Consider the following 22,678-nt stretch of genomic DNA (forward strand, 5'->3'; position numbering starts at 1 on the left):
TACTACATGAGGTTTATTTTGGATATTATTAATGAGTATATATAAATTGAAGGAAATGGGTAATAACGATACGGATTATCAAAAACGCTAACCGCAAAAGAGTTTGAAGTTATGATAAAAGAGTAAAGAGAGGTATCGCGATGATACCTCTTTTTAACTCAAGAATGCCAACATGTTATTCATAATATGAAATAACATAGCTGGAATAATGGACTTTGTTTTTTTACATAAAATGGCCATTAATAATCCCATAAAGAAAGTAATTACCATTACCCCAAGTGAGTATGTATGAGCGATACCGAAGAAGAAACTTGTTACGATGGCTGCAATCCAAAATGGAAAGCGTTCTGAGAAGAAGCGAAGTATAAAACCACGGAAAATAAGTTCTTCAAAAATGGGTGTGAGTATTGCAAAGCTGAGAAGTAATAATATTTGATATTGCTTAAAGACGTCTAAGCTTAGTGCGGAAGATTGCTGCTTTGTTGCGTCTTGGAACACATAATTTAACAAGATGTAATTGAGTATGATGTTGATAACGAAGAAAAGAAGTAAGTATACGTATGTGCGCCATTCTTTCAGTGTTTTAAAGTTAAAAGATTTTAGTAGTAATTTTTTTGCGGGTTCGAATTTAAAAATGAAGAATAACAATACAGCTAGTTGTAATACGGTACTTGCAGTATTTGCAATAGATTCATACAGGGCAACTTGTTTTTTATCTGTAAGACCTGCTGTATAAATTGTTAATGGCATTGCGAGGAACACAGTAATAAGTCCAGTTCCAAAAAAGGCGAATAAAACAGAGCTAATAAATTGTCCCCATGACATCGAGTGTTTTTGTTCATTAGAAAGCTGTGTAGCGGGTTGCATTTGTAAAATCACCTCTTTTATATTTGTATATTTAATTATAAAGTAAAATGTTTTTGAATGTAACATTTAAATATTACATATAAAGTGAAACTTTAATCATTGGGGAGGTTCATCCCCCACTGATTATCAGCCCTCACCAATCGGGCTTTTACGGGCAGTTGATTCCCCACCTAACTTCCTCGTCTTTGCTGAATTTCGAGGTGGGGGTCTTACTGCCCGTTAATGCGGGATAAAGGTTTATTTTCCATAAAATAATAAAAGAGGTATCACCCTGTAGTGATGCCTCTTTCTCATTGATAACTATGTTCTGCCTTGTTATTCAATTTTGCTTGCTCTATTTGCAATTCACGCTCTACCAATCGATCTAATTGCTGAATAGCTTTAAGTGCTTTTTCATAAGAAATCGTTCTATAATGATGAGCTCCGCCTGGTTCTTCATCTGCTTCGTCTGCCCATTTAATAATGTTTTGAAGAGATGTTCTTTCAATTTCTTGTTCTACTAAGAAAGAATCTGTATGAAGAAGAATTGCGATAGAAATTTCTTTTGCTAGTTTTGGATGTTCTCCCAATCTAATAAGCAATTTATGTGCTCTTTCAGCACCTTTAATTGCATGGATATCATTCTTTTTATATAAGTCATAGTCCCATTCGCCGCCTGTGTACCACGTATGATGTCCGATATCATGAAGGAAACCGGCTTTTGTCGCAGCATCGACTGAGGCGTGATGCTTTTTGGCTAGGTGAAACGCATGGTAAGCGACAGCGATCGCGTGGACCATTCCAGAACGGTTTACGTATTTTTGTGTAATGTGATGTTTAAAAACTTGTTCAAGCGTAATACGGTGCATAAAACATTCACTCCTTTTATCTAATGATGTATACGAAGAAAAATCGATCGGTTTAAATGTATTTTGAACATTGTACTCCATCATAGTTCGTTAGTAAAGTAGAAATGTTTAGGAGAAGAAAAATTTTTTTCGTAAAAAAATCACCTTAGCTTATGCGAAGGTGATTTTCAAATTGCTTATTTTTTTAATCCTTGCTCTAGTGTTTCTAACATTTCGTGCTTTTCATTTTCATCAGCGTTTTTCCAAATGACTTCAAATAAAACGCCAAGACCTGGAAGCATTTTTTCTTCACCGCTTTGAATTGCATCGACAATTGTTTCTTGTAATTGATCTTGTGAATTACCAGATACATTCGCTAATACGGCACCGCGTAAATTAAAACTCATTGCTTTCACCTCTTCTTCAGAATTGAAACTGACGTTAGTTTTTGTTCTTTTTTATGTAAATATGTATGAAAAATAGGCTATAATGATAAGACAAGAAGAGAGGGAAATACATATTATGAAAAACATTGATTCAGTACAAAATCCGCGTGTAAAGCAGTGGAAAAAGCTGCAAACGAAAAAAGAACGCGATAAAAAAGGTTTATTTTTTGTAGAAGGATTTCACTTAGTCGAGGAAGCTCTGAAGGCAGGAATTGTAACAGAACTTATCGTTTCAGATCAGACAGACCTTCCGAAAGATTGGACAGTTAATGATGTGGAAATGTATATCGTGCCTGAGGCGATTGTAAAAATACTTCGTGAAACAGAAACGACGCAAGGTGTATTTGCTGTTTGTGAGAAGCATGAGAAAGAAGTAGCTCTTACTGATGGGAAATTCCTTTTATTAGATGGCCTGCAAGACCCAGGTAATTTAGGAACAATTATTCGTACAGCTGATGCAGCTGGTATTCACGCCGTTGTGCTTGGAGAAGGTTGTGTTGATGTTTACAATAGTAAAGTACTCCGCTCTACACAAGGCTCTATTTTCCACTTACCAGTTGTAAAAGGGAACTTAGAAGAATGGGTAGATAAGTTAAAAGAAAATAACGTTCCTGTATATGGAACAGCTCTTGAAAATGGAGTTCCGTATGGTGAAGTAACGCCGGCCGGAAGTTTTGCATTAATTGTTGGAAATGAAGGAAATGGCGTACGCCAAGAAATTCTTGCAAAAACGGATCAAAACTTGTATATTCCGATTTACGGCGGGGCAGAATCATTAAATGTTGCGGTTGCAGCAGGGATTTTAACGTATTATTTGCAAAGCCCGGTTGCGAACAAATAAAAAACTTCTTATAATAAGTTGAAGTACATTATATTAAAAGTTAAATAACGAAAAACGTTGATAGAGAAGAGTAGCTTACAAAATCGCCATATAGGGAGAGAATGCCGTAGACTGAAAGCATTCTTATGGTAGACGGAAGTGAATTCACCTCTGGAGTTGACGCCAGGACCATGTATATGTAAAGGCGTTCCGGTCAGAATTGATCGTTATAACTAATGAGTGGGCAGACTTGTTCTGTCAATTTAGGGTGGTACCGCGAATTTACCTCGTCCCTTTTTGGGAGCGAGGTTTTTTTATTTTTAAAATTAGGAGGGTTCCAAAATGGAAGCACGTTTAAAAGAGCTAAAGCAAAAAGCGTTAGAGCTTATTGAAGAAGCGAAAGAGCTAAAGGGCTTAAACGACGTACGCGTAGCGTATTTAGGAAAAAAAGGTCCAATTACAGAAGTATTACGCGGCATGGGAAAATTATCAGCAGAAGAGCGTCCACGTATGGGAGCATTAGTAAATGAAGTACGTGAAGCGATTCAAACGCGTCTAGAAGACAAAATTGGTAACTTAGAAAAAGCAGTAATTGAAGCGAAATTAGCTACGGAAACAATTGATGTTACATTACCAGGTCGTCCTGTTGAAACAGGTTGTCACCATCCGTTAACAGCTGTTGTTGAACAAATTGAAGATGTATTCATCGGTATGGGTTATGAAGTAGCTGAAGGAACAGAAGTAGAAAAAGACTACTACAACTTCGAAGCACTAAACTTACCGAAAGATCACCCAGCACGTGACATGCAAGATACATTCTACATTACAGAAGAAACGTTACTACGTACACATACATCTTCTGTGCAAGCACGTACGATGGAAAATAATAAAGAAAAAGGCCCAATCAAAATTATCTGTCCTGGTAAAGTGTATCGCCGCGATGATGATGATGCGACGCATTCACATCAGTTCATGCAAATTGAAGGTCTTGTAATTGATAAAAACATTCGTATGAGTGACTTAAAAGGTACACTGCAAGTATTCGTGAAAAAGATGTTCGGTGAAGATCGTGAAATCCGTCTTCGTCCAAGTTTCTTCCCATTCACAGAGCCATCTGTAGAGATGGATATTTCTTGTATGATGTGTCATGGCAAAGGTTGCGGCACTTGTAAAGGAACTGGCTGGATTGAAATTTTAGGCGCAGGTATGGTTCACCCGAACGTACTTGAAATGGCTGGTTATGATTCAAAAGAATATCAAGGTTTCGCATTCGGTATGGGCGCAGAGCGTATCGCAATGTTGAAATACGGCGTAGATGACATTCGTCATTTCTATACAAATGATGTACGTTTCTTACAACAATTCAAACGAGCGTAAGGGAAGGAGAGGATAAATATGTTCGTATCATATCGTTGGTTACAAGAGTATGTAGATATTAAAGATGTAACAGCACAAGAACTAGCAGACAAAATCACGAAAAGTGGTATTGAAGTAGAAGGCGTTGAAGTATTAAATAAAGGTGTAAAAGGTGTTGTAGTTGGTCACGTATTAGAATGTGAAAAACACCCAGAAGCTGATAAATTAAGCAAATGCTTAATCGATATCGGTGAAGAAGAGCCAGTTCAAATTATTTGTGGAGCTGCTAATATTGCAAAAGGTTTAAAAGTACCAGTTGCAAAAGTTGGTGCTGTACTTCCTGGTAACTTCAAAATTAAAAAAGCAAAACTACGTGGTGAAGCTTCTCACGGTATGGTTTGTGCTCTTCAAGAGCTTGGCATTGATGGAAAGTTAGTTTCAAAAGAATATGCAGATGGTATCTTCATCTTCCCAAGTGACGCTGAAGTTGGTGCAGATGCACTTGAAATTTTAAACTTACACGATGAAGTACTTGAGCTTGGTTTAACACCAAACCGTGCAGATTGCTTAAACATGTTAGGTGTTGCATATGAAGTGGCTGCTATTTACGGGCGAGAAGTAAAACTTCCAGCTATCGAATTACAAGAAATAGCAGAAAAAACTTCTGATTATATTTCTGTAAGTGTAGAAGCGAAAGAAGAAAACCCATTATACATTGTAAAAATGGTTAAAAACGTAAAGATTGGTCCATCACCAATGTGGATGCAAACTCGCCTTATGGCAGCTGGCATTCGTCCAATTAGCAACGTAGTTGATATTACAAACTACATTTTAATGGAATACGGTCAACCGTTACATGCATTCGATTACGATAAATTAGGTTCAAAAGAAATCGTTGTTCGTCTTGCAAAAGAAGGCGAAAAAATTGAAACGTTAGATGATCAAGAGCGTACATTACAAAGCCACCACCTTGTAATTACAAACAGAACAAAAGCTTTAGCTGTTGCTGGTGTAATGGGCGGAGCGGATTCTGAAGTTACAAATGAGACAGTAAACGTTCTAATTGAGTCTGCATACTTTGCAGGTCAAACAGTGCGTCGTACATCAAAAGACTTAGGTCTTCGTAGTGAATCAAGTGCACGTTTCGAAAAAGGAATCGATCCAACACGTACATTTGAAGCAATTCAACACGCAGCTACTTTAATGGCGAAATATGCTGGCGGTGAAGCGCTTGAAGGTGTAGTAGAAGCTGACAACTTACAAGTACAAGAGCGTACAGTATCTGTTACTGCTGAAAAAGTAAACCGTGTATTAGGTACAAATATTTCTGCGAGTGAAATGGGTACAATGTTTACAAACTTGAAATTCCCATTCACAGAAGTAGAAGGAACATTCCATGTAAATGTACCAGCACGTCGTCCTGATATTACAATTTCAGAAGACTTAGTAGAAGAAGTGGGCCGTCTATACGGTTATGACCACATTCCAGTTACATTACCTTCTGGAACGATGACTCGTGGTAAATTAACATCAGCACAAACGAAACGTCGTAAAGTACGTCGCTTCTTAGAGGGTGCTGGTTTATATGAAGCAATCACGTATTCATTAACAAGCGCTGACAAAGCGAAACAATACATGGTTGAGCCAAACGAAAAAGCACCTGTAAACCTTGCGCTTCCAATGAGCGAAGAGCGTAGCCAACTTCGTTTAAGCTTAGTGCCACAATTGCTAGAAGCAGTTTCATACAATGTTGCTCGTAAAAACGACAGCGTTGCTTTATACGAAGTAGGTTCTATCTTCTTACCAACAGAAGCAGGAGAACTTCCGAAAGAAGAACAACACCTTGCAGGTGTTATGACAGGTCTTGCCCTTCACCATGCATGGCAAGGTGAGAAGAAAGTAGTAGACTTCTTCGTTATGAAAGGTGTACTAGAAGGACTATTTGACGTACTTGGCGTTTCAAACCAAATCACATATGCACCAGCAAAACGTGAAGGTATGCACCCAGGCCGTACAGCTGACATCGTATTAGATGGCGAAGTAATTGGTTTCATCGGTCAATTGCACCCAGAAGCAGAAAAACAATTAGATGTGAAAAATACATTCGTATTTGAACTATCTCTTGTAAAAGTATTCGGTGCAGACGCTGAAGAAACTTACTACTCAGCAATTCCGCGTTTCCCATCTATGACACGTGACATGGCTGTTGTAGTAACAAAAGAAACAAAAGCTGGTGAAATGAAGCAAGTCATTGCTGAAGCTGGCGGAGAACTTCTGAAAGACGTAACACTATTCGACTTATACGAAGGTGAAAAAATGGAAGAAGGCAAGAAATCACTTGCATTCTCTATGACTTACTTCGATGCAGAACGTACGTTAACAGACGAAGAAGTAACAGAAGCACATAACCGTGTATTAACAACGGTAGAAGAGAAATTTGGTGCGGAGTTACGTAAGTAATTAGAAAATTGCCGGATTCATTCCGGCAATTTTTTTATTGCACAATCGTCGAAAGATGTCGGTAAGTCGATATATTACAAAAATCGCTTATATATTTTCTGGCATCTTGCATCTTTCTCTCGAATGTAGTACATTAATTTTAGTTTAACAAAATGAAAGACGATGATAAGGAAAAGTAGTATATACTATAATCCAAAGCGAGTCAGGGGCGGTGAGAGCCTGATGAGGCGGTATATGTGAAGAACACCTTGGAGTTGCTAACCGAAATTGAATCTTGTATTCAAGAGTAGACTTAGACGGGAATCCGGCCTGTTACAAACCGGGAAGTATGTATTACATACGAGTTAAAGTTGGTCTTTATGACAAATTGGGTGGTACCGCGAAGTTTAACCTTTCGTCCCTTTATGGATGAAAGGTTTTTTTGTATTTAAATATATCAGCAAAGGAGAATTTCACTATGGAAAACACATTAGTAAAAAGTCTGTATAGAGATACAGAAAAGTATGCAGGTCAAACAGTACAAGTATCAGGGTGGATTCGTAACTTACGTGATTCAAAAGCATTTGGTTTCATCGAATTAAACGACGGTAGCTTCTTCAAAAGCGTTCAAATCGTTTTCGATACAGAATTAGAGAACTTTAAAGAAATTGCAAAGCTTCCACTTAGCTCTTCAGTGAAAGTAGAAGGTAAAGTAATTGCAACGCCTGGGGCGAAGCAACCATTTGAAATTAAAGCAGAAAAAATTGATATCGAGGGCTTATCAGATTCTGATTACCCACTTCAAAAGAAGCGTCATACGTTTGAATACTTACGTACAATCGCTCACTTACGTCCAAGAACAAATGCATTCTCTGCAACGTTCCGCGTACGTTCTATCGCAGCATTTGCGATTCACCAGTTCTTCCAAGAGCGTGGATTTGTACATGTTCACACACCAATCATCACTGGTAGTGATACAGAAGGTGCTGGCGAAATGTTCCGCGTAACAACACAAGATTTAAACAACGTACCAAAAGGTGAAGACGGACAAGTTGATGAATCAAAAGACTTCTTCGGTAAAGAAACAAACTTAACAGTAAGTGGACAGCTGAACGCTGAAGCGTATGCATTAGCATTCCGTGATGTATATACATTCGGACCTACATTCCGTGCGGAAAACTCAAACACAACTCGCCACGCTGCTGAGTTCTGGATGGTTGAGCCTGAGATTGCATTCGCTGAGTTAGGCGATGTAATGGATCTTACAGAAGATATGCTGAAATATGCAATGAAATATGTATTAGAGCATGCACCAGAAGAAATGGACTTCTTCAACAGTTTCGTTGATAAAACAGTTCTAGAGCGTATGAACAACGTGATTAACTCTGACTTCGGTCGCATCACATATACAGAAGCAATTAAAGTACTTCAAGAATCAGGTGCTGACTTCAAATACCCAGTAGAATGGGGTATTGACTTACAAACAGAGCATGAAAGATACTTATCAGAAGAAATCTTCAAACGCCCTGTATTCGTAACTGACTACCCGAAAGACATTAAAGCGTTCTACATGCGTATGAATGAAGATGGAAAAACAGTAGCTGCTACTGACCTTCTAGTTCCTGGCATCGGCGAATTAATCGGCGGAAGTCAACGTGAAGAAAGAATGGACGTTTTAGTAGACAGAATTAAAGAATTAGGTATGAACGAAGAGGACTACTGGTGGTACTTAGAACTTAGAAAATACGGCGGTACAAAACACGCTGGATTCGGTCTAGGTTTCGAGCGCTTCCTAATGTACATCACTGGTATGGCTAACATCCGTGACGTAATTCCATTCCCAAGAACTCCAGGTTCTTCTGAGTTTTAAGATATGAAAAAGCGAGAGGGTTTCCTCTCGCTTTTTTGTTTGCATAGTTTATGACCCCGTAGCAAAAAGTAACGCGAAGGGGTGAATATAAATGAGTAAAAAAGTGAAAAAAGATCATTCAAGGTCAAGCCTTGGTTCTCCAGAAGTAGAAGGACAAGGAACGACGACGCATGAAACAGGTTCACATAAAGTACCTTCATCAAATAAGAAGCAGAAACGAAGCTAACATAAAAAAGGAGAGTCTTGGCGACTCTCCTTTTTTCATGTATTACATCTTCTTATCGTTAATTTCTTTTGTAATGTTATCGACATCTTTGTCTAATCGATTGAAATAGAAAAACCACAGTAAACTTATGAACACGTAATAGATGGCCATCACGCCAAGATTATCAGATATATTTTCAAATGTAGATTTAGTAGTGAAAAAAGCTCCCCAAATGGTAGAAATAGTGAAGTAAGAAAGAGGACCTACGATGTGTACGAAAGCATAAAGTACCGTTTTTATTTTTACAGCGTTCATATGAAAAACCTCCTTTTTCTAATCATACATTCAAGTTCCTCACAGAAGTGTTGTAGTTTTGCTGGATTATGTATTAACAAGCGGGCATCGTGTTTCCCGATAAACCTGCGGATCCGAAAGTTTAATAAAAAAGATCGACCATAACGCTCTATTAAATCGTTGAACTCTCGTTGTTCACTTAGTAGCTGAATGTTTTCCCTAATTTCGAACTGTCTTTCATGTGGATCACCTAGTAAAATATTTAGAATCATTTGTAGAAGTAGTAATGGGAATCTCCTCCTATGTTAGAATAATCTGTATATTATAATTATAACAAAACTATAAGGACAATAGTAGGGTGAAACAAAAAACAGGAGTTTGTAGGCTCCTGTTTTTGTCGATACTATTTTAATAAGCGAAGCGCCTTCTCCGTATTAGCGAAATGCAGTTTCACAAACTCAGGTAATCGTTCTTTACCAAGCTTTTGAATTAATTTAGCAGCAGCGATATCAACTTGTTTACCAGCACCTTTTGGAAGTGGCATACCAGCTTTTTTACTTAGTTCGTCAAACTGTTTTACGAATGAGTAGCGAGCTAAAATGGAAGCGGCGGCAACAGCTAAATGAACACTTTCACCTTTCGTAGCGAAGTAAACATTTTCACGCTGTACCTGTTTTTGTTTTGCTAAATATTTATAGTATGTATCAGGTTGTGTGAATTGATCGATTAAGACGCCTTCAGGTTTTGTAGGTGCCATTTTAGCTAATAAGTTTGTAATAGCTTTATTGTGTAGTAAAGCTTTTAACTTACCTTGGTTGTTTCCTTTATCAAATAGCTCGTTATATTTTTCGTTATGAAGGACAAGAGAGCTATAAGGAACAACGTGTAGAAGTTGTTTCGCAATGGCAGTAATTTGATCGTCATTTAAGTTTTTAGAGTCTTTTACACCAAGTTCTTTTAGTAGTGGAATTTGCTTTGCATCCACATATACAGCAACGACTGTCATCGGTCCGAAGAAATCACCAGTACCAACTTCATCAGACCCTACAATAGACATTGTACCGATGGAAGCAGGCGGTGCATAACGGTGTGAATCAACAGATTTTTTTGCAGCTGTTTTCGGTGTTTGAGAGACAGTTTGCCAACGAGAAGCTTCTGCTTCAGCGCGGCCTCCTTGGAACATTACTTTTCCAGATTTATACGCTGTAATCGTGCAAGATGGTACCTTTGCCATGAAGATCCCGCCTTGCGGAGTTTTCGGGCTAAGCGAATGTTTATATTGTTGTTTCATGTCTTCAATTACTGTAGAATTTGTTTGAATTACGATAGAATTTGACATAATGGTCGCCCCTTTTTTTATATTGTTATTTTTATCATATCGGATTGTTCTTTCTGTTTCCATATTATGAAGGTTCATGGTATGATAAACTTTAGGATTCTGTACGTGATTGGAGGCCGGTGAGTTGTCACAACAAAAGGGAAAGAAAAGTCGAATTAATGTAGAAATCTATGGTCAGCAATATTCAGTTGTTGGCGATGAAAGTACAAGTCATATCCGCATGGTAGCAGCGATTGTGGATGATAAAATGCGCGAACTCAATGCCAAGAATCCTTCGCTTGACACGAGTAGACTAGCGGTATTGACGGCGGTAAACGTCATACACGATTACATAAAATTAAAAGAAGAACATGAGAAATTGAAAGAAAGTATGACAAAAAAAGGAATGGAATAACATGATTGATATTATTATCATTTTACTGCTTGTTATGGGATTTTTCCTCGGCTTACGCAGAGGGTTTATTCTGCAACTTGTAAAGTTAACAAGCTTTATTATCGCATACCTTGTTGCATACTGGTACTGTAAAGATTTAGCGCCAGCACTTGCGAAATTTATTCCGTATCCATTTGATAAAAACGTATCTGTTCCAGAATGGATTGATGCAAATAATATTGAGACAGTATTTTATCAAGCGCTTGCGTTTATCATATTGTTTATTATCACTAAAATTGCACTTTCATTACTTGGTAATTTGTTAAATATGTTTGCAGAAATACCGGTTTTAAAGCAAGTAAATGCGTTTGCGGGGGCAATCCTCGGATTTTTAGAAGTATATATTATTTTGTTTGTCTTAATTATCATTGGAAATATTCTTCCGATTGAACAAGTACAAACACCATTACAAAAATCATCAATTAGCAAAATAATTGTAGACGATACACCGATTCTATCTGAAAAGGTGAAGGAACTATGGCAGACAGGTAGCAGAGTATAACTTCTCTTTTTTCGGAAAGAGAAGTTTTTTTCTATGAAAGAAAGGCGGGGCAATGATGAAAGTAAATAAAAAACAAGTTATCAAATTATTAGAGACAATCGGGCTTTTTATGGAACTAAAGGGTGCGAATCCATTTAAAATATCTGCATTTCGTAAAGCGGCAGCAGCATTGGAAAGTGACGATCGTAGTCTTTCTGAAATTGAAGATTTCACAAAGATTCCAGGAATCGGAAAAGGAACAGCAGCCGTTATTCAAGAATATATAGAATCGGGAACATCTGAAGTATTGCAAGAACTTGAGAAAGAAGTACCAAGTAGCTTATTGCCGTTATTAAAACTACCAGGACTTGGTGGTAAAAAGGTGGCTAAGTTATATAAAGAACTTGGTGTTGTTGATATGGAATCGCTAAAAGCTGTTTGTGAGGAAAATAAAGTACAGGCTTTAGCAGGTTTCGGTAAGAAGACAGAAGAGAAAATATTAGAAGCAATCGATCAAGTAGGCTCTCGTCCAGAGCGTTTACCAATTGCGATGGTATTGCCTATTGCCGGGGAAATAGAGGAGAAATTGTCGAATATTGCTGAAGTAATTCGTTTCTCTCGCGCTGGTAGTTTGCGCCGTGTTCGTGAAACAGTGAAAGATTTAGATTTTATCATTGCAACGACAGAACCAGCAGCGGTACGTGAGCATTTACTACAATTTGATAATATGATTGAAGTAATAGCAAGTGGAGATACGAAAGTTTCTGTCCGTCTTCAATATGAATATGATATTTCAATTGATTTCCGTTTAGTAAAACCAGAAGAGTTTATTACAACTCTTCACCATTTCACAGGATCAAAAGATCATAACGTAAAAATGCGTCAAATCGCAAAAGATAAAGGCGAGAAAATTAGTGAGTACGGTGTAGAGAACTTGGAAACAGGTGAAGTGAAAATATTTGAGACTGAAGAAGACTTCTTCGCTCATTTCGGTCTGCCATTTATTCCGCCAGAAGTGCGTGAAGATGGAAAAGAAATTGAATTAATTAAAGAGTATCCGAACTTAATTCAGTTTTCCGATATACAAGGTGATTTACATATGCATACAACTTGGAGTGACGGTGCTTTTTCTATTGAAGAAATGGTACAAGCGTGCCGTGCTCGTGGATATAAGTTTATGGCGATTACTGATCACTCGCAATACTTAAAAGTGGCGAACGGTTTAACGAAAGAGCGTCTTCGTGAGCAAGCGAAAGAAATTGAACGTATGAATGAAAAGTATCCAGACATTACAATTTTACGCGGAATTGAAATGGACATTTTACCAGATGCCTCTCTTGATTTTGATGATGAAGTATTAGAAGAATTAGACTATGTCATTGGAGCGATTCACTCTAGCTTCTCACAAGACCGTGAAACGATTATGAAGCGTCTGCGTACTGCACTTGAGAATAAACATGTCACAATGATTGCCCATCCGACAGGACGTCTTCTCGGGCGCCGTGAGGGTTATGATGTAGATACAGATTTATTAATTGAACTCGCAAAAGAGACAAATACAGTTTTAGAATTAAATGCGAATCCGAACCGTCTAGATTTAAGCGCGAAATTATTAAAACAAGCACAAGATGCTGGTGTAAAAGTAGCGATTAATACGGATGCTCATACACTTGAAATGTTAGAAGATATGGAAACAGGTGTAGCTGCAGCACGTAAAGGTTGGATTCAAAAAGATAACGTGATTAACACATGGGATATTGAACGTTTATTAGACTATATTAAACGTAATAAGTAACACAAGGGGGACCTGCAACATGTTAGAAAGAACGTTGCGTGTATTAGAATACAATAAAGTAAAAGAACAATTACTTGAACATACAGCCTCTTCACTTGGCCGTGATAAAGTGAAGAATTTAGTGCCGAGCACTGATTTTGAAGAAATTGTAGAAATGCAAGATACAACGGATGAAGCAGCGAAAGTCATTCGTTTAAAAGGTAGTGCACCATTAGGTGGCATTACGGATATTCGCTCGAATGTGAAGCGTGCAAAGATTGGAAGTATGTTAAGCCCAAATGAACTACTTGATATTGCGAATACGATGTATGGTAGTCGTAATATGAAACGTTTCATTGAAGATATGGCTGATAACGGTGTCGAGCTTCCGATTTTAGAAACTCATGTCGCTCAAATTGTATCTTTATATGAGTTAGAAAAGAAAATTACAAATTGCATCGGTGATGGCGGTGAAGTAGTCGATAGTGCGAGTGATAAACTGCGTGGTATTCGTACTCAAATTCGTACTGCGGAAAGCCGTATTCGTGAAAAGTTAGAAAATATGACGCGTTCTTCAAACGCGCAAAAGATGCTGTCTGACTCGATTGTAACAATTCGTAATGAACGTTACGTAATCCCAGTAAAACAAGAATACCGCGGCGTATATGGCGGTATTGTTCACGACCAATCTGCTTCTGGACAAACATTATTTATTGAACCACAAGTAATTGTAGAATTAAATAATGCACTACAAGAAGCACGAGTGAAAGAAAAACAAGAAATTGAACGCATCTTATTAATGTTAACAGAAGAAGTGGCAGTAGAAGCCGATATCGTTTTATCAAACGTAGAAGTAGTTGCAAATCTTGATTTCATCTTTGCGAAAGCTTTTTATGCGAAACGAATTAAAGCAACGAAACCAATTGTAAATAACGAGCGTTATATGGATTTAAGACAAGCTCGTCATCCGCTAATCGATCCAGAAATTATTGTGCCAAATAACATTATGCTAGGTAAAGATTTCACAACAATTGTTATTACAGGACCGAATACAGGTGGTAAAACAGTTACGCTGAAAACAGTTGGTATTTGTGTATTAATGGCGCAATCTGGTCTTCACATTCCAGTAATGGATGAGTCAGAGATTTGTGTATTTAAAAATATCTTTGCTGATATCGGTGATGAGCAGTCGATTGAACAAAGCTTAAGTACGTTCTCCTCACATATGGTGAACATTGTAGATATTTTAGAAAAAGCTGATTTTGAAAGCTTAGTTTTATTTGATGAATTAGGTGCTGGAACAGACCCGCAAGAAGGTGCTGCACTAGCAATTTCGATTTTAGATGAAGTATGTAACCGCGGTGCTCGCGTTGTTGCTACGACGCATTACCCAGAATTAAAAGCATACGGATACAACCGTGAGCAAGTTATTAATGCGAGTGTTGAGTTTGATGTAAATACATTAAGTCCAACTTATAAGTTATTAATCGGTGTACCAGGTCGCAGTAACGCCTTTGAAATTTCGAAGCGCCTTGGATTATCTGATCGCGTTATTGACCAAGCACGTAACCACATTAGTACAGATACAAATAAAATTGAAAATATGATTGCGAAGTTAGAAGAAAGCCAGAAGAACGCAGAGCGTGACTGGAACGAAGCAGAGGCACTTCGCAAACAATCTGAGAAACTTCATCGTGAGTTGCAACGTCAAATTATTGAGTTTAACGATGAGCGTGATGAAAAATTATTAAAAGCGCAAAAAGAAGGGGAAGAAAAAGTCGAAGCTGCGAAGAAAGAAGCAGAAGGTATTATTCAAGAACTTCGTCAATTGCGTAAAGCACAGCTTGTAAATGTGAAAGACCATGAGCTTATTGAAGCGAAGAGCCGTCTAGAAGGAACAGCGCCAGAGCTTGTGAAGAAACAAAAAGTAAACGTGAAAAACACTGCGCCGAAACAACAGTTACGCGCAGGTGATGAAGTAAAAGTATTAACGTTCGGTCAAAAGGGTCAATTACTTGAAAAAGTAAGTGATACAGAGTGGAGCGTACAAATCGGTATTCTGAAGATGAAAGTAAAAGAATCTAACATGGAATACATTAACACACCGAAGCAAACAGAGAAAAAAGCAGTCGCAAGTGTGAAGGGTAGAGATTACCACGTTTCATTGGAACTTGATCTTCGCGGTGAACGTTATGAAGATGCAATGATGCGCGTTGAAAAATATTTAGACGATGCCCAGCTTGCAAGTTATCCTCGTGTATCAATCATTCACGGTAAAGGAACAGGAGCGCTTCGCCAAGGTGTACAAGATTACTTGAAGAAGCATCGCGGCGTGAAGAATTACCGTTACGGTGACATGGGCGAGGGAGGCCTAGGCGTAACAGTTGTCGAATTAAAATAGCAAACAACGAAACAAAGGGGAAACCATTATATGTTTATGGACAAACTTGCAAAAGTATTGTTAGCTTGTTGTGGAATATTTTTGGTGATTGGGGTTATTTATTTAGTTGTTTTTGCGAAGTGAAAAAGCGTCAATCGTGGCATAATGATATTGCCATAGATTGACGTTTTTATTATATATGAAAAGGAATAAAACATGAAAATCAACCAATACATAAGCGAAGCAAAATCATGCTCAAGACGTGAAACAGACCGCCTTATTAAAGCTGGACGCGTGGCTATTAATGGCGAAATATGTACGCACGGTGCACTTGTTAATGAAGGCGATGTTGTAACGATTGATGGACAGGTTATTGCGAAAGAAGAGAAAGAAAAGGTGTATATCGCATTCCATAAACCAGTCGGAATTACTTGTACAGCAGCTGATCATATTGAAGATAATATTATTGATTATATCAATTACCCAGAGCGAATCTTTCCAGTTGGGCGATTAGATAAAGCATCAGAAGGACTTATTTTATTAACGAATGATGGCGCGATTGCCAATCAAATTTTACACGGTGATCACGAACACGAGAAAGAATATGTTGTCACAGTCGATAAACCTTTTACGGACTGGTTTATTGATGAGATGTCCAGCGGTGTAAAGATTAAAGATGGTATGACGAAGCCGTGCAAAGTGACGAGAGTCGATCAATCAACATTTCGTATCGTTTTAACGCAAGGAATGAACAGGCAAATTCGTAGAATGAGTCGTGCTTTCGGATTTACTGTAATAAAGCTAAAGCGAGTGCGCATTATGAATATAGAGCTAAATGAGCTTGGAGTAGGAAAATGGCGGAACATTGCAACTGAGGAATTAGAGATATTAAAAGGGCAGTTATAGGGAGGAAAAATTTTCTCCCTATATTTTTTTGTCAGAAAAAATAAAACTATTGATTTTTTAAAAAATAGCCCATATAATAAAAAACAACAAGTTTCGACAAGATATTTTATAAAAGTAATGATGAGGACATGAGTTGTATTTTACGATTCTCAGAGAGGGGAGCCTTAGGCTGTGAGCTTCCTAATACGAAAAGACAAGCTTACCACCTCTAAACTTCAAGAGTGAACTGCATACATGATGCATTGTAATTCTTGACGGATAAAACCGTTATCAATTTACACGAGCTATAAAATGAGCTTATTTTGCTATAAATTCATTTTATTAGAATAAGGGTGGAACCACGATTTCAACACTCGTCCCTTTGTTAGGGACGGGTGTTTTTTGCGTTCTTTTACGGGGAAGTATGCTTGAAAGAGGATATGTGACGGATTTAAAATCAGAATATTTTGTCAATTAATTATTTTAGGAGGTTAGTAGAAATGAAATCATCTTTAAAGTTTTCAGAGATGTTTGCAATAAGTTTAATGTTATTTGCACTGTTTTTTGGTGCAGGCAATATGATTTTTCCACCAGCGTTAGGGCAAGGTGCTGGAACGGACGTATGGATCGCGCTGTTTGGTTTTATCGTAACAGGGGTTGGACTACCTTTATTAGGAGTAATTGTTATAGCTTTAAAGGGAGATATTAATGAGCTAGCAGGACGTGTACATCCTATATTCGCACTTGTTTTTATCACTGCAATTTATTTATGTTTAGGCGTATTCGTAAGTGTGCCGCGTACAGGAACAGTAGCTTATGAGATGAGTGTTGCACCGTTTTTACCAAGTGAGATAGCTGGTCAGTCATATCCACTTGTTATCTTTACACTTATTTTCTTTGCAGTCACTTTCTATTTAGCTTTAAATCCTTCGAAATTAGTGGGGCGTATTGGTAAAGTACTAACTCCAATATTATTAGCAGTTATTGCAATTATCGTAGGTAAAGCACTTATTACACCAATTGGAGAATTTGGTGCACCGACAGAAGCGTATAGTGCTCCTCTCTTCAAAGGATTTATTGATGGATATTTAACTTTAGATGGACTTGCAGCACTTGTTTTCGGAAATGTTGTAATTCATGCGTTAAAAGAAAAAGGCATTACAAATAAAAATAGTATTGCAAAAGTAACAATCTTTGCAGGATTTATTGCAGCACTTGGTTTACTACTTGTATATTTAGCGCTTGCGTATCTTGGAGCTTCTAGTGTATCGCTTGGAATGGGCGCAAACGGAGGAATTATTTTAACAAATGTCGTGAATCATTTATTTGGTAGCTACGGAACTTTATTACTAGGGATCGCAATTACAGCAGCATGTTTAACAACTTCTGTAGGTATTGTTGCAGCTTGTGGTGATTACTTCTCTTCCTTATTACCAAAGCTTTCTTATCAAAAAGTCGTTTTCATTTTCTGTGTATTAGCATTTATGGTAGCAAACCTTGGGTTAACTCAGTTAAATGCATTAGCATTACCAATCTTAATCGCCATTTATCCAATTGGAATCGTACTTATTGTATTATCACTTGTTGAAAACTACGTTCGTCTTCCATTAGCGATGTATGTGGGCGGGATTGTAGGAGCATTTGCAATAAGTTTCTTTGATGGGTTACACAATGCAAACCTTCAAATTGCAGCGCTAGCACCTATTTTAGATAAGATTCCATTATATAGTGTAGGAATTGGTTGGTTAGTTCCAGGCATAATCGGTATAGGATTTGGTTATATAGTTTCTAAGTTTCAAAAGCAGGAAATTGCTGTAGAAAAATAGAGAAAAGAGGCTTTCTATAATAGAAAGTCTCTTTTTTTGTAGAAAAAGCCACATATAGAGAAATTCAGATATTAAAAATTTTATACGTAATATAGTTGACAAAAAATTTATGAGTAGGCTAAGATTGACTTAGTTGTGGAAATATTGGAAGGGAAGTGAGGGAAAAGGGTTTTCTATAACTAAAGTGTTGTTAGGGGGAAGAGGTGAAAGAAGAGGAGAAGAGATAGTTTATTTTTTTTGATTTATATTGAGAATGATAATCAATAAATAAGTTTTGAAATTTTTTCTCAGTTTCTATGCCTTCATATAAGGAATAGGGTGAGATATTATTTTTAACATTCAATGAGAATGATAATCAATAATACTTATATTACATAAAAGAATGCTAATTAAATAATAGGTAGAAGAGATTATTTTTTTTCTTATAAATTGAGAATAATTATCATTTTCAAAAAGTGAAGTGAAAGATAACAAAGGAGGAAACAAGAAAAATGAAAAAGGTTTCTGTATTACCCGCTTTTATTATAACGTTCGTATGTATGCTAGCTTTTCTTGTAATGCCATACGGGAATGCTTCAGCAAAACTAGCTGATGGTACTTACGATATTAATTACGTAATTCAAAAAGCGGAAAATGATTCAGCTTCAATGGCAAATGACTATTTTGAAAAGCCAGCAAAATTAATAGTGAAAAACGGTGAGATGAGAGTACAAGTTCCGATGAATCATAGTGCTTGGATTACAGAATTTAAAGCACCAGAGAACGGGAATTTTGTTGATGCGAAAGTTGTTAGTAAAGATGAATCGGCAGATAAAAGAACAGTAGAGTTTAAAGTAGATGATTTATCCAAACCAGCAGCTGTAAAAATTCATGTTGTTGTACCAAATGCAAACTATGACCACCACTACACAATTCGTTTTGCTTTTGATGCAAATGTAAAAGCTGTAGGTGGCGATAACGGCGTAGCTGCTACAACAAAAAATAATGATCAAGCGAAAACAGATACACAAGTAAAAGAAGAGAAAACAAAAGTAGAGAGTAAGGAAACAGCTAAAGAAGCGAACAAAGAAACAAAAAATGAAAATGGAAAAGCTGAAAAAACAGATAACCCAAAAACAGGCGATGAAGCACGTATTGGATTGTTTACAGCGTTAATTCTTATTTCAGGTGCTTTCTTAATTCGTAAAGTGAAATTGAGTAAATAAATCTTTTGAAGGGTGATGAATATATGTTTAAACAATTTAAAATGATTATTGCCGTATTTGCTGTTTTATTTACGTTTATCGCAACACTAGGTTTACAAGATGCAAAGGCTGCTACAAAACTAGCTGATGGAAAATATAATATTGCTTTTACTGTATGGAAAGGCGATAAAGATGAATCGTCTAGAATGAATAGTTATTTTGAAAGCCCAGCAACATTAACAGTTAAAAATGGAAAACAATATGTTTCATTTAAAGTGAAAGATAGTGCTTCTATTAAAAGTTTCCAAGTAGAAAAAGATGGTCAATTTGTAGAAACAACCGTGTTAAGTGAAAACAAAAAAGATAATACTAGAGTTGTAGAATTTGAAGTTGCTGACTTGTCAAAAAAACTAAATGGCAAGGTGAAAATTAATATTCCAATTATTAATTATAATGCTTCGTATGATATTCGCTTTGTATTTGATGGGAACAGTATTAAATAATTTTCAAAAGGGAGAGTCGTTCCATTGAACAGGTATACAAAAATTATTGTTGCTATGTTTTTAATGATATTTACATTCGTATCAACATTACAACCACTTGCAGTTCAAGCAGCTACCAAGTTGGCTGACGGTAAATATTCAATTGGCTTCAAAGTTTTAAAAGATACATCAGATGAAGAATCGATGATGAATCAATATTCAGTAAGCCCGGGAACTTTAAAAGTGAAGGATGGGGAAAAGAAAGTATCCTTTACATTAACGAATAGTTCATGGATTACGAAGTTTGAAACAGAAAAAGCAGGTAAGCTAGTTGCGACAAATGTAATTAGTGAAGATAAAGAAAAAGACACAAGAGTAGTAGAATTTGATGTAGAAGATGTAGAGAAGGTATTAAATGCAAAAGTAAAAGTAGATATTGATTTTTTAAATTATCATCATGAGTACGACGTTCGTATTGCATTTGATCAAAATAGCATTACACCAATTCATGTAGAAAAACCAAATGAAAAAGAGGACCCAGCTAATAAGCCAGATCCAAATGAAACTACCGATCCAGGTCAGAAGCCCGACCAAAAGCCTGACCCAGATCAACAACCAAATTCTAACACAATTACAGATGGTGCGTACAGCATTCCATTTAAAGTATTAAAAGATCAAACAGATGAAGAATCTAAGATGAATACTTACATGGTAAATCCAGGAGTATTAAAAGTAGAAAACGGTAAGAAAAAAGCAATTGTAACACTAAAAAGTAGCTCATTAATTAAAAATTTCCAAACGGAAAAAGATGGCGCATTTGTTGATGCAAAAGTAGTGAGTGAGGATAAGGAAAAAGATACAAGAGTAGTAGAGTTTGAAGTAAACGATTTATCTAAAAAACTAAATACAAAAGTATTTATCGAAATGGCATCAAGAAATTATAAGCAAACGCATGATGTACAACTTTTATTTGAACAAGATAAACTTGAACAAATTAAAAATGAAGAGAAACAACCAGAAGTAGAAAAACCAGAAGTAGAAAAACCAGAAGTAGAAAAACCAGATGAAAATAAAAAACCAGATGCTGAAACAATTAAAGATGGTGAATACAGCATCAATTTTAAAGCATTAAAAGATCAAACAGACGAAATTTCAATGATGAACACATATACAAAAAGTCCAGGTGTGCTAAAAGTAAAAGATGGTAAGAAGTATGTATCATTTACGTTAACGAACAGTTCTTGGATTACAAAATTTGAATTTGAGAAAAATGGTTCGTTTGTTGATGCAAAAGTAATAAGTGAAGATAAAAAAGCTGATACACGCGTAGTGGAAGTAGAAGTAAACGATTTGTCTAAAAAATTAAATGCAAAAGTAAAAGTAGATATCGATTCAATGAATTATCACCATTTTTACGATATTCAATTTGCATTTGATAAAGGTAGCATTAAGCCGTTAGATAACCAAGGTGGAAACGACAACCAAGGCGGAAATAACAACCAAGGTGGAAACGACAACCAAGGTGGAAACGACAACCAAGGCGGAAATAACAACCAAGGTGGAAACGACAACCAAGATAATAACACAACAATTGATCCAAAAGCTCTTAAAGATGGTGAATACAGCATTGGCTTTAAAGTGTTAAAAGATCAAACAGATGAAATCTCAATGATGAACACATACACAAAAAGCCCAGGTGTATTAAAAGTAAAAGATGGTAAGAAATACGTATCGTTTACATTAACAAATAGTACATGGATTACGAAATTTGAATTTGAGAAGAATGGTTCTTTCGTTAATGCAAAAGTGTTAAGTGAAAATAAAGAACAAAATACAAGAGTAGTAGAAGTAGAAGTAAACGATTTGTCTAAAAAATTAAATGCAAAAGTAAAAGTAGATATTGATTCAATGAATTATCACCATTTCTACGATGTTCAATTTGTATTTGATCAAGACAGTATTAAAGCTTTAGGGAACCAAGGTGGAAACGACAACCAAGGAGGAAACGACAACCAAGGCGGGAATGACAACCAAGGTGGAAACGACAACCAAGGCGGGAATGGAAACCAAGGTGGAAATAATAACCCGAAAGTAATAGTTGATCCGAAAAATTTAGTAGATGGCCAATATGATATTACATTTAAAGTATTAAAAGATAAAACAGATGAGATTTCAAAGATGAATGACTATGTTGTAAATCCAGCGAAATTAATCGTAAAAGATGGTAAAAAATACATTGAGATGACGCTGAAAAATAGTGCGTGGATTACGAAATTCCAAACGGAAAACAAGGAACTATTCGCTGATGCGAAAGTAGTAAGCGAAGATAAAAATGCAAATACGCGAGTAGTACAGTTTGAAGTAGAAGATCTATTTAAAAAATTAAACGCAAAAGTAAAGGTAGACATCGATGAGATGAACTACCATCATTTCTACGATGTACAAATTCAATTTGATACAAATAATATCGGCGCGTTAGGAACTATTAAAGAGGAACCGAAAAATGAACCGAAAAATCCAGTGACTACACCGAAAGTAGATAATGTAAAAACAGTAGGTACTCCTGATTTTAACCGAAATGCAGATGGTCAGAAGAAAAAAGAAGATACAAAAAATGATTCGAAAAAAGAGAAAAACTCAAAAACTGCAGATACAGCAAAACTTGGTTTATACATGGTGTTACTGCTAGGTTCACTTGCTTTACTAGTTCGTAAATATAGAGCAGGTAGATTGTAATTTTTGGAGTCTTGATGCATGTTCGCGTGCATCA

The 22,678-nt window shown here is 36.6% G+C and carries 20 protein-coding genes and 3 other annotated features; of the genes, 14 read left to right on the forward strand and 6 right to left on the reverse strand.

Features of this window, described 5'->3' with window-relative positions:
* Window positions 1-153: 153 nt before the first annotated feature.
* The 3 genes from H6481_RS12965 to sspI form a co-directional block, all read right to left on the reverse strand.
* A complete protein-coding gene (locus tag H6481_RS12965; protein WP_001182112.1) occupies window positions 154-867 on the reverse strand; it encodes a CPBP family intramembrane glutamic endopeptidase in 714 nt (237 codons plus the stop codon).
* Between the two features lie 290 nt (window positions 868-1,157).
* The gene (locus H6481_RS12970; RefSeq protein WP_000554803.1) at window positions 1,158-1,715 is read right to left on the reverse strand and encodes an HD domain-containing protein; all 558 of its coding nucleotides are present in this window, start codon (window positions 1,713-1,715) and stop codon (window positions 1,158-1,160) included.
* A gap of 176 nt (window positions 1,716-1,891) precedes the next feature.
* A complete protein-coding gene (gene sspI / locus H6481_RS12975) occupies window positions 1,892-2,101 on the reverse strand; it encodes a small acid-soluble spore protein SspI (protein ID WP_000009509.1) in 210 nt (69 codons plus the stop codon).
* Between the two features lie 82 nt (window positions 2,102-2,183).
* Between sspI and H6481_RS12980 the strand changes: the two genes are divergently transcribed.
* The 5 genes from H6481_RS12980 to H6481_RS13000 all read left to right on the forward strand — a co-directional run bounded on the left by H6481_RS12980 (window position 2,184) and on the right by H6481_RS13000 (window position 8,851).
* Complete coding sequence (locus tag H6481_RS12980) at window positions 2,184-2,981, forward strand: RNA methyltransferase (RefSeq protein ID WP_141544800.1); 798 nt, start codon at window positions 2,184-2,186, stop codon at window positions 2,979-2,981.
* 48 nt (window positions 2,982-3,029) lie between these two features.
* Window positions 3,030-3,258 (forward strand) — a binding site (T-box leader).
* Between the two features lie 44 nt (window positions 3,259-3,302).
* Entirely contained in the window at window positions 3,303-4,337 is a 1,035-nt protein-coding gene (pheS, locus tag H6481_RS12985) for a phenylalanine--tRNA ligase subunit alpha (protein WP_000388220.1), read from the forward strand.
* 18 nt (window positions 4,338-4,355) lie between these two features.
* The gene (gene pheT / locus H6481_RS12990) at window positions 4,356-6,776 is read left to right on the forward strand and encodes a phenylalanine--tRNA ligase subunit beta (RefSeq protein ID WP_182811964.1); all 2,421 of its coding nucleotides are present in this window, start codon (window positions 4,356-4,358) and stop codon (window positions 6,774-6,776) included.
* Window positions 6,777-6,929: 153 nt separating this feature from the next.
* Window positions 6,930-7,181, forward strand: a binding site (T-box leader).
* A 52-nt stretch (window positions 7,182-7,233) separates the two neighbouring features.
* Window positions 7,234-8,625, forward strand: coding sequence for an asparagine--tRNA ligase (gene asnS, locus H6481_RS12995; RefSeq protein ID WP_000432189.1), 1,392 nt, complete (start codon window positions 7,234-7,236; stop codon window positions 8,623-8,625).
* 91 nt (window positions 8,626-8,716) lie between these two features.
* Window positions 8,717-8,851: a YuzL family protein gene (locus tag H6481_RS13000; protein ID WP_000039592.1), complete on the forward strand. Its 135-nt coding sequence runs from the start codon at window positions 8,717-8,719 to the stop codon at window positions 8,849-8,851.
* Between the two features lie 42 nt (window positions 8,852-8,893).
* Here the strand turns inward: H6481_RS13000 and H6481_RS13005 are convergent, their stop codons facing one another.
* The 3 genes from H6481_RS13005 to rnhC form a co-directional block, all read right to left on the reverse strand.
* Entirely contained in the window at window positions 8,894-9,145 is a 252-nt protein-coding gene (locus tag H6481_RS13005; RefSeq protein WP_182811967.1) for a hypothetical protein, read from the reverse strand.
* Window positions 9,142-9,396: a hypothetical protein gene (locus H6481_RS13010; protein WP_033659778.1), complete on the reverse strand. Its 255-nt coding sequence runs from the start codon at window positions 9,394-9,396 to the stop codon at window positions 9,142-9,144. Before H6481_RS13010 ends, H6481_RS13005 begins: the two co-directional genes overlap by 4 nt.
* 131 nt (window positions 9,397-9,527) lie before the next feature.
* Window positions 9,528-10,463: a ribonuclease HIII gene (gene rnhC, locus H6481_RS13015; RefSeq protein ID WP_033695585.1), complete on the reverse strand. Its 936-nt coding sequence runs from the start codon at window positions 10,461-10,463 to the stop codon at window positions 9,528-9,530.
* A gap of 124 nt (window positions 10,464-10,587) precedes the next feature.
* Between rnhC and zapA the strand changes: the two genes are divergently transcribed.
* The 9 genes from zapA (at window position 10,588) to H6481_RS13060 (ending at window position 22,644) form a co-directional block, all read left to right on the forward strand.
* The gene (gene zapA / locus H6481_RS13020) at window positions 10,588-10,857 is read left to right on the forward strand and encodes a cell division protein ZapA (protein WP_000082701.1); all 270 of its coding nucleotides are present in this window, start codon (window positions 10,588-10,590) and stop codon (window positions 10,855-10,857) included.
* Window position 10,858: 1 nt separating this feature from the next.
* Window positions 10,859-11,398: a CvpA family protein gene (locus H6481_RS13025; protein ID WP_000565409.1), complete on the forward strand. Its 540-nt coding sequence runs from the start codon at window positions 10,859-10,861 to the stop codon at window positions 11,396-11,398.
* Window positions 11,399-11,453: 55 nt separating this feature from the next.
* Window positions 11,454-13,172 carry a DNA polymerase/3'-5' exonuclease PolX gene (gene polX, locus H6481_RS13030; protein WP_098910904.1) on the forward strand — a complete coding sequence of 573 codons (1,719 nt, stop codon included), beginning with the start codon at window positions 11,454-11,456 and terminating at the stop codon, window positions 13,170-13,172.
* Between the two features lie 19 nt (window positions 13,173-13,191).
* A complete protein-coding gene (locus H6481_RS13035; protein WP_000893743.1) occupies window positions 13,192-15,552 on the forward strand; it encodes an endonuclease MutS2 in 2,361 nt (786 codons plus the stop codon).
* Window positions 15,553-15,747: 195 nt separating this feature from the next.
* Entirely contained in the window at window positions 15,748-16,437 is a 690-nt protein-coding gene (locus H6481_RS13040; protein WP_182811970.1) for a 23S rRNA pseudouridine(2604) synthase RluF, read from the forward strand.
* Window positions 16,438-16,545: 108 nt separating this feature from the next.
* Window positions 16,546-16,801 (forward strand) — a binding site (T-box leader).
* A 115-nt stretch (window positions 16,802-16,916) separates the two neighbouring features.
* Window positions 16,917-18,242 carry a branched-chain amino acid transport system II carrier protein gene (gene brnQ / locus H6481_RS13045; protein WP_000842650.1) on the forward strand — a complete coding sequence of 442 codons (1,326 nt, stop codon included), beginning with the start codon at window positions 16,917-16,919 and terminating at the stop codon, window positions 18,240-18,242.
* A 491-nt stretch (window positions 18,243-18,733) separates the two neighbouring features.
* Complete coding sequence (isdC, locus tag H6481_RS13050; RefSeq protein ID WP_053563579.1) at window positions 18,734-19,447, forward strand: heme uptake protein IsdC; 714 nt, start codon at window positions 18,734-18,736, stop codon at window positions 19,445-19,447.
* A gap of 23 nt (window positions 19,448-19,470) precedes the next feature.
* Entirely contained in the window at window positions 19,471-19,929 is a 459-nt protein-coding gene (locus H6481_RS13055; RefSeq protein WP_000476164.1) for an NEAT domain-containing protein, read from the forward strand.
* 24 nt (window positions 19,930-19,953) lie between these two features.
* Window positions 19,954-22,644 (forward strand): NEAT domain-containing protein, encoded by a 2,691-nt coding sequence (locus H6481_RS13060; protein WP_182811973.1) that lies wholly within the window; start codon window positions 19,954-19,956, stop codon window positions 22,642-22,644.
* The last annotated feature ends 34 nt before the right edge of the window (window positions 22,645-22,678 follow it).

This window comes from Bacillus sp. ME78 (genome assembly GCF_903970865.1).
In the GTDB taxonomy this organism is placed as follows: domain Bacteria; phylum Bacillota; class Bacilli; order Bacillales; family Bacillaceae_G; genus Bacillus_A; species Bacillus_A cereus.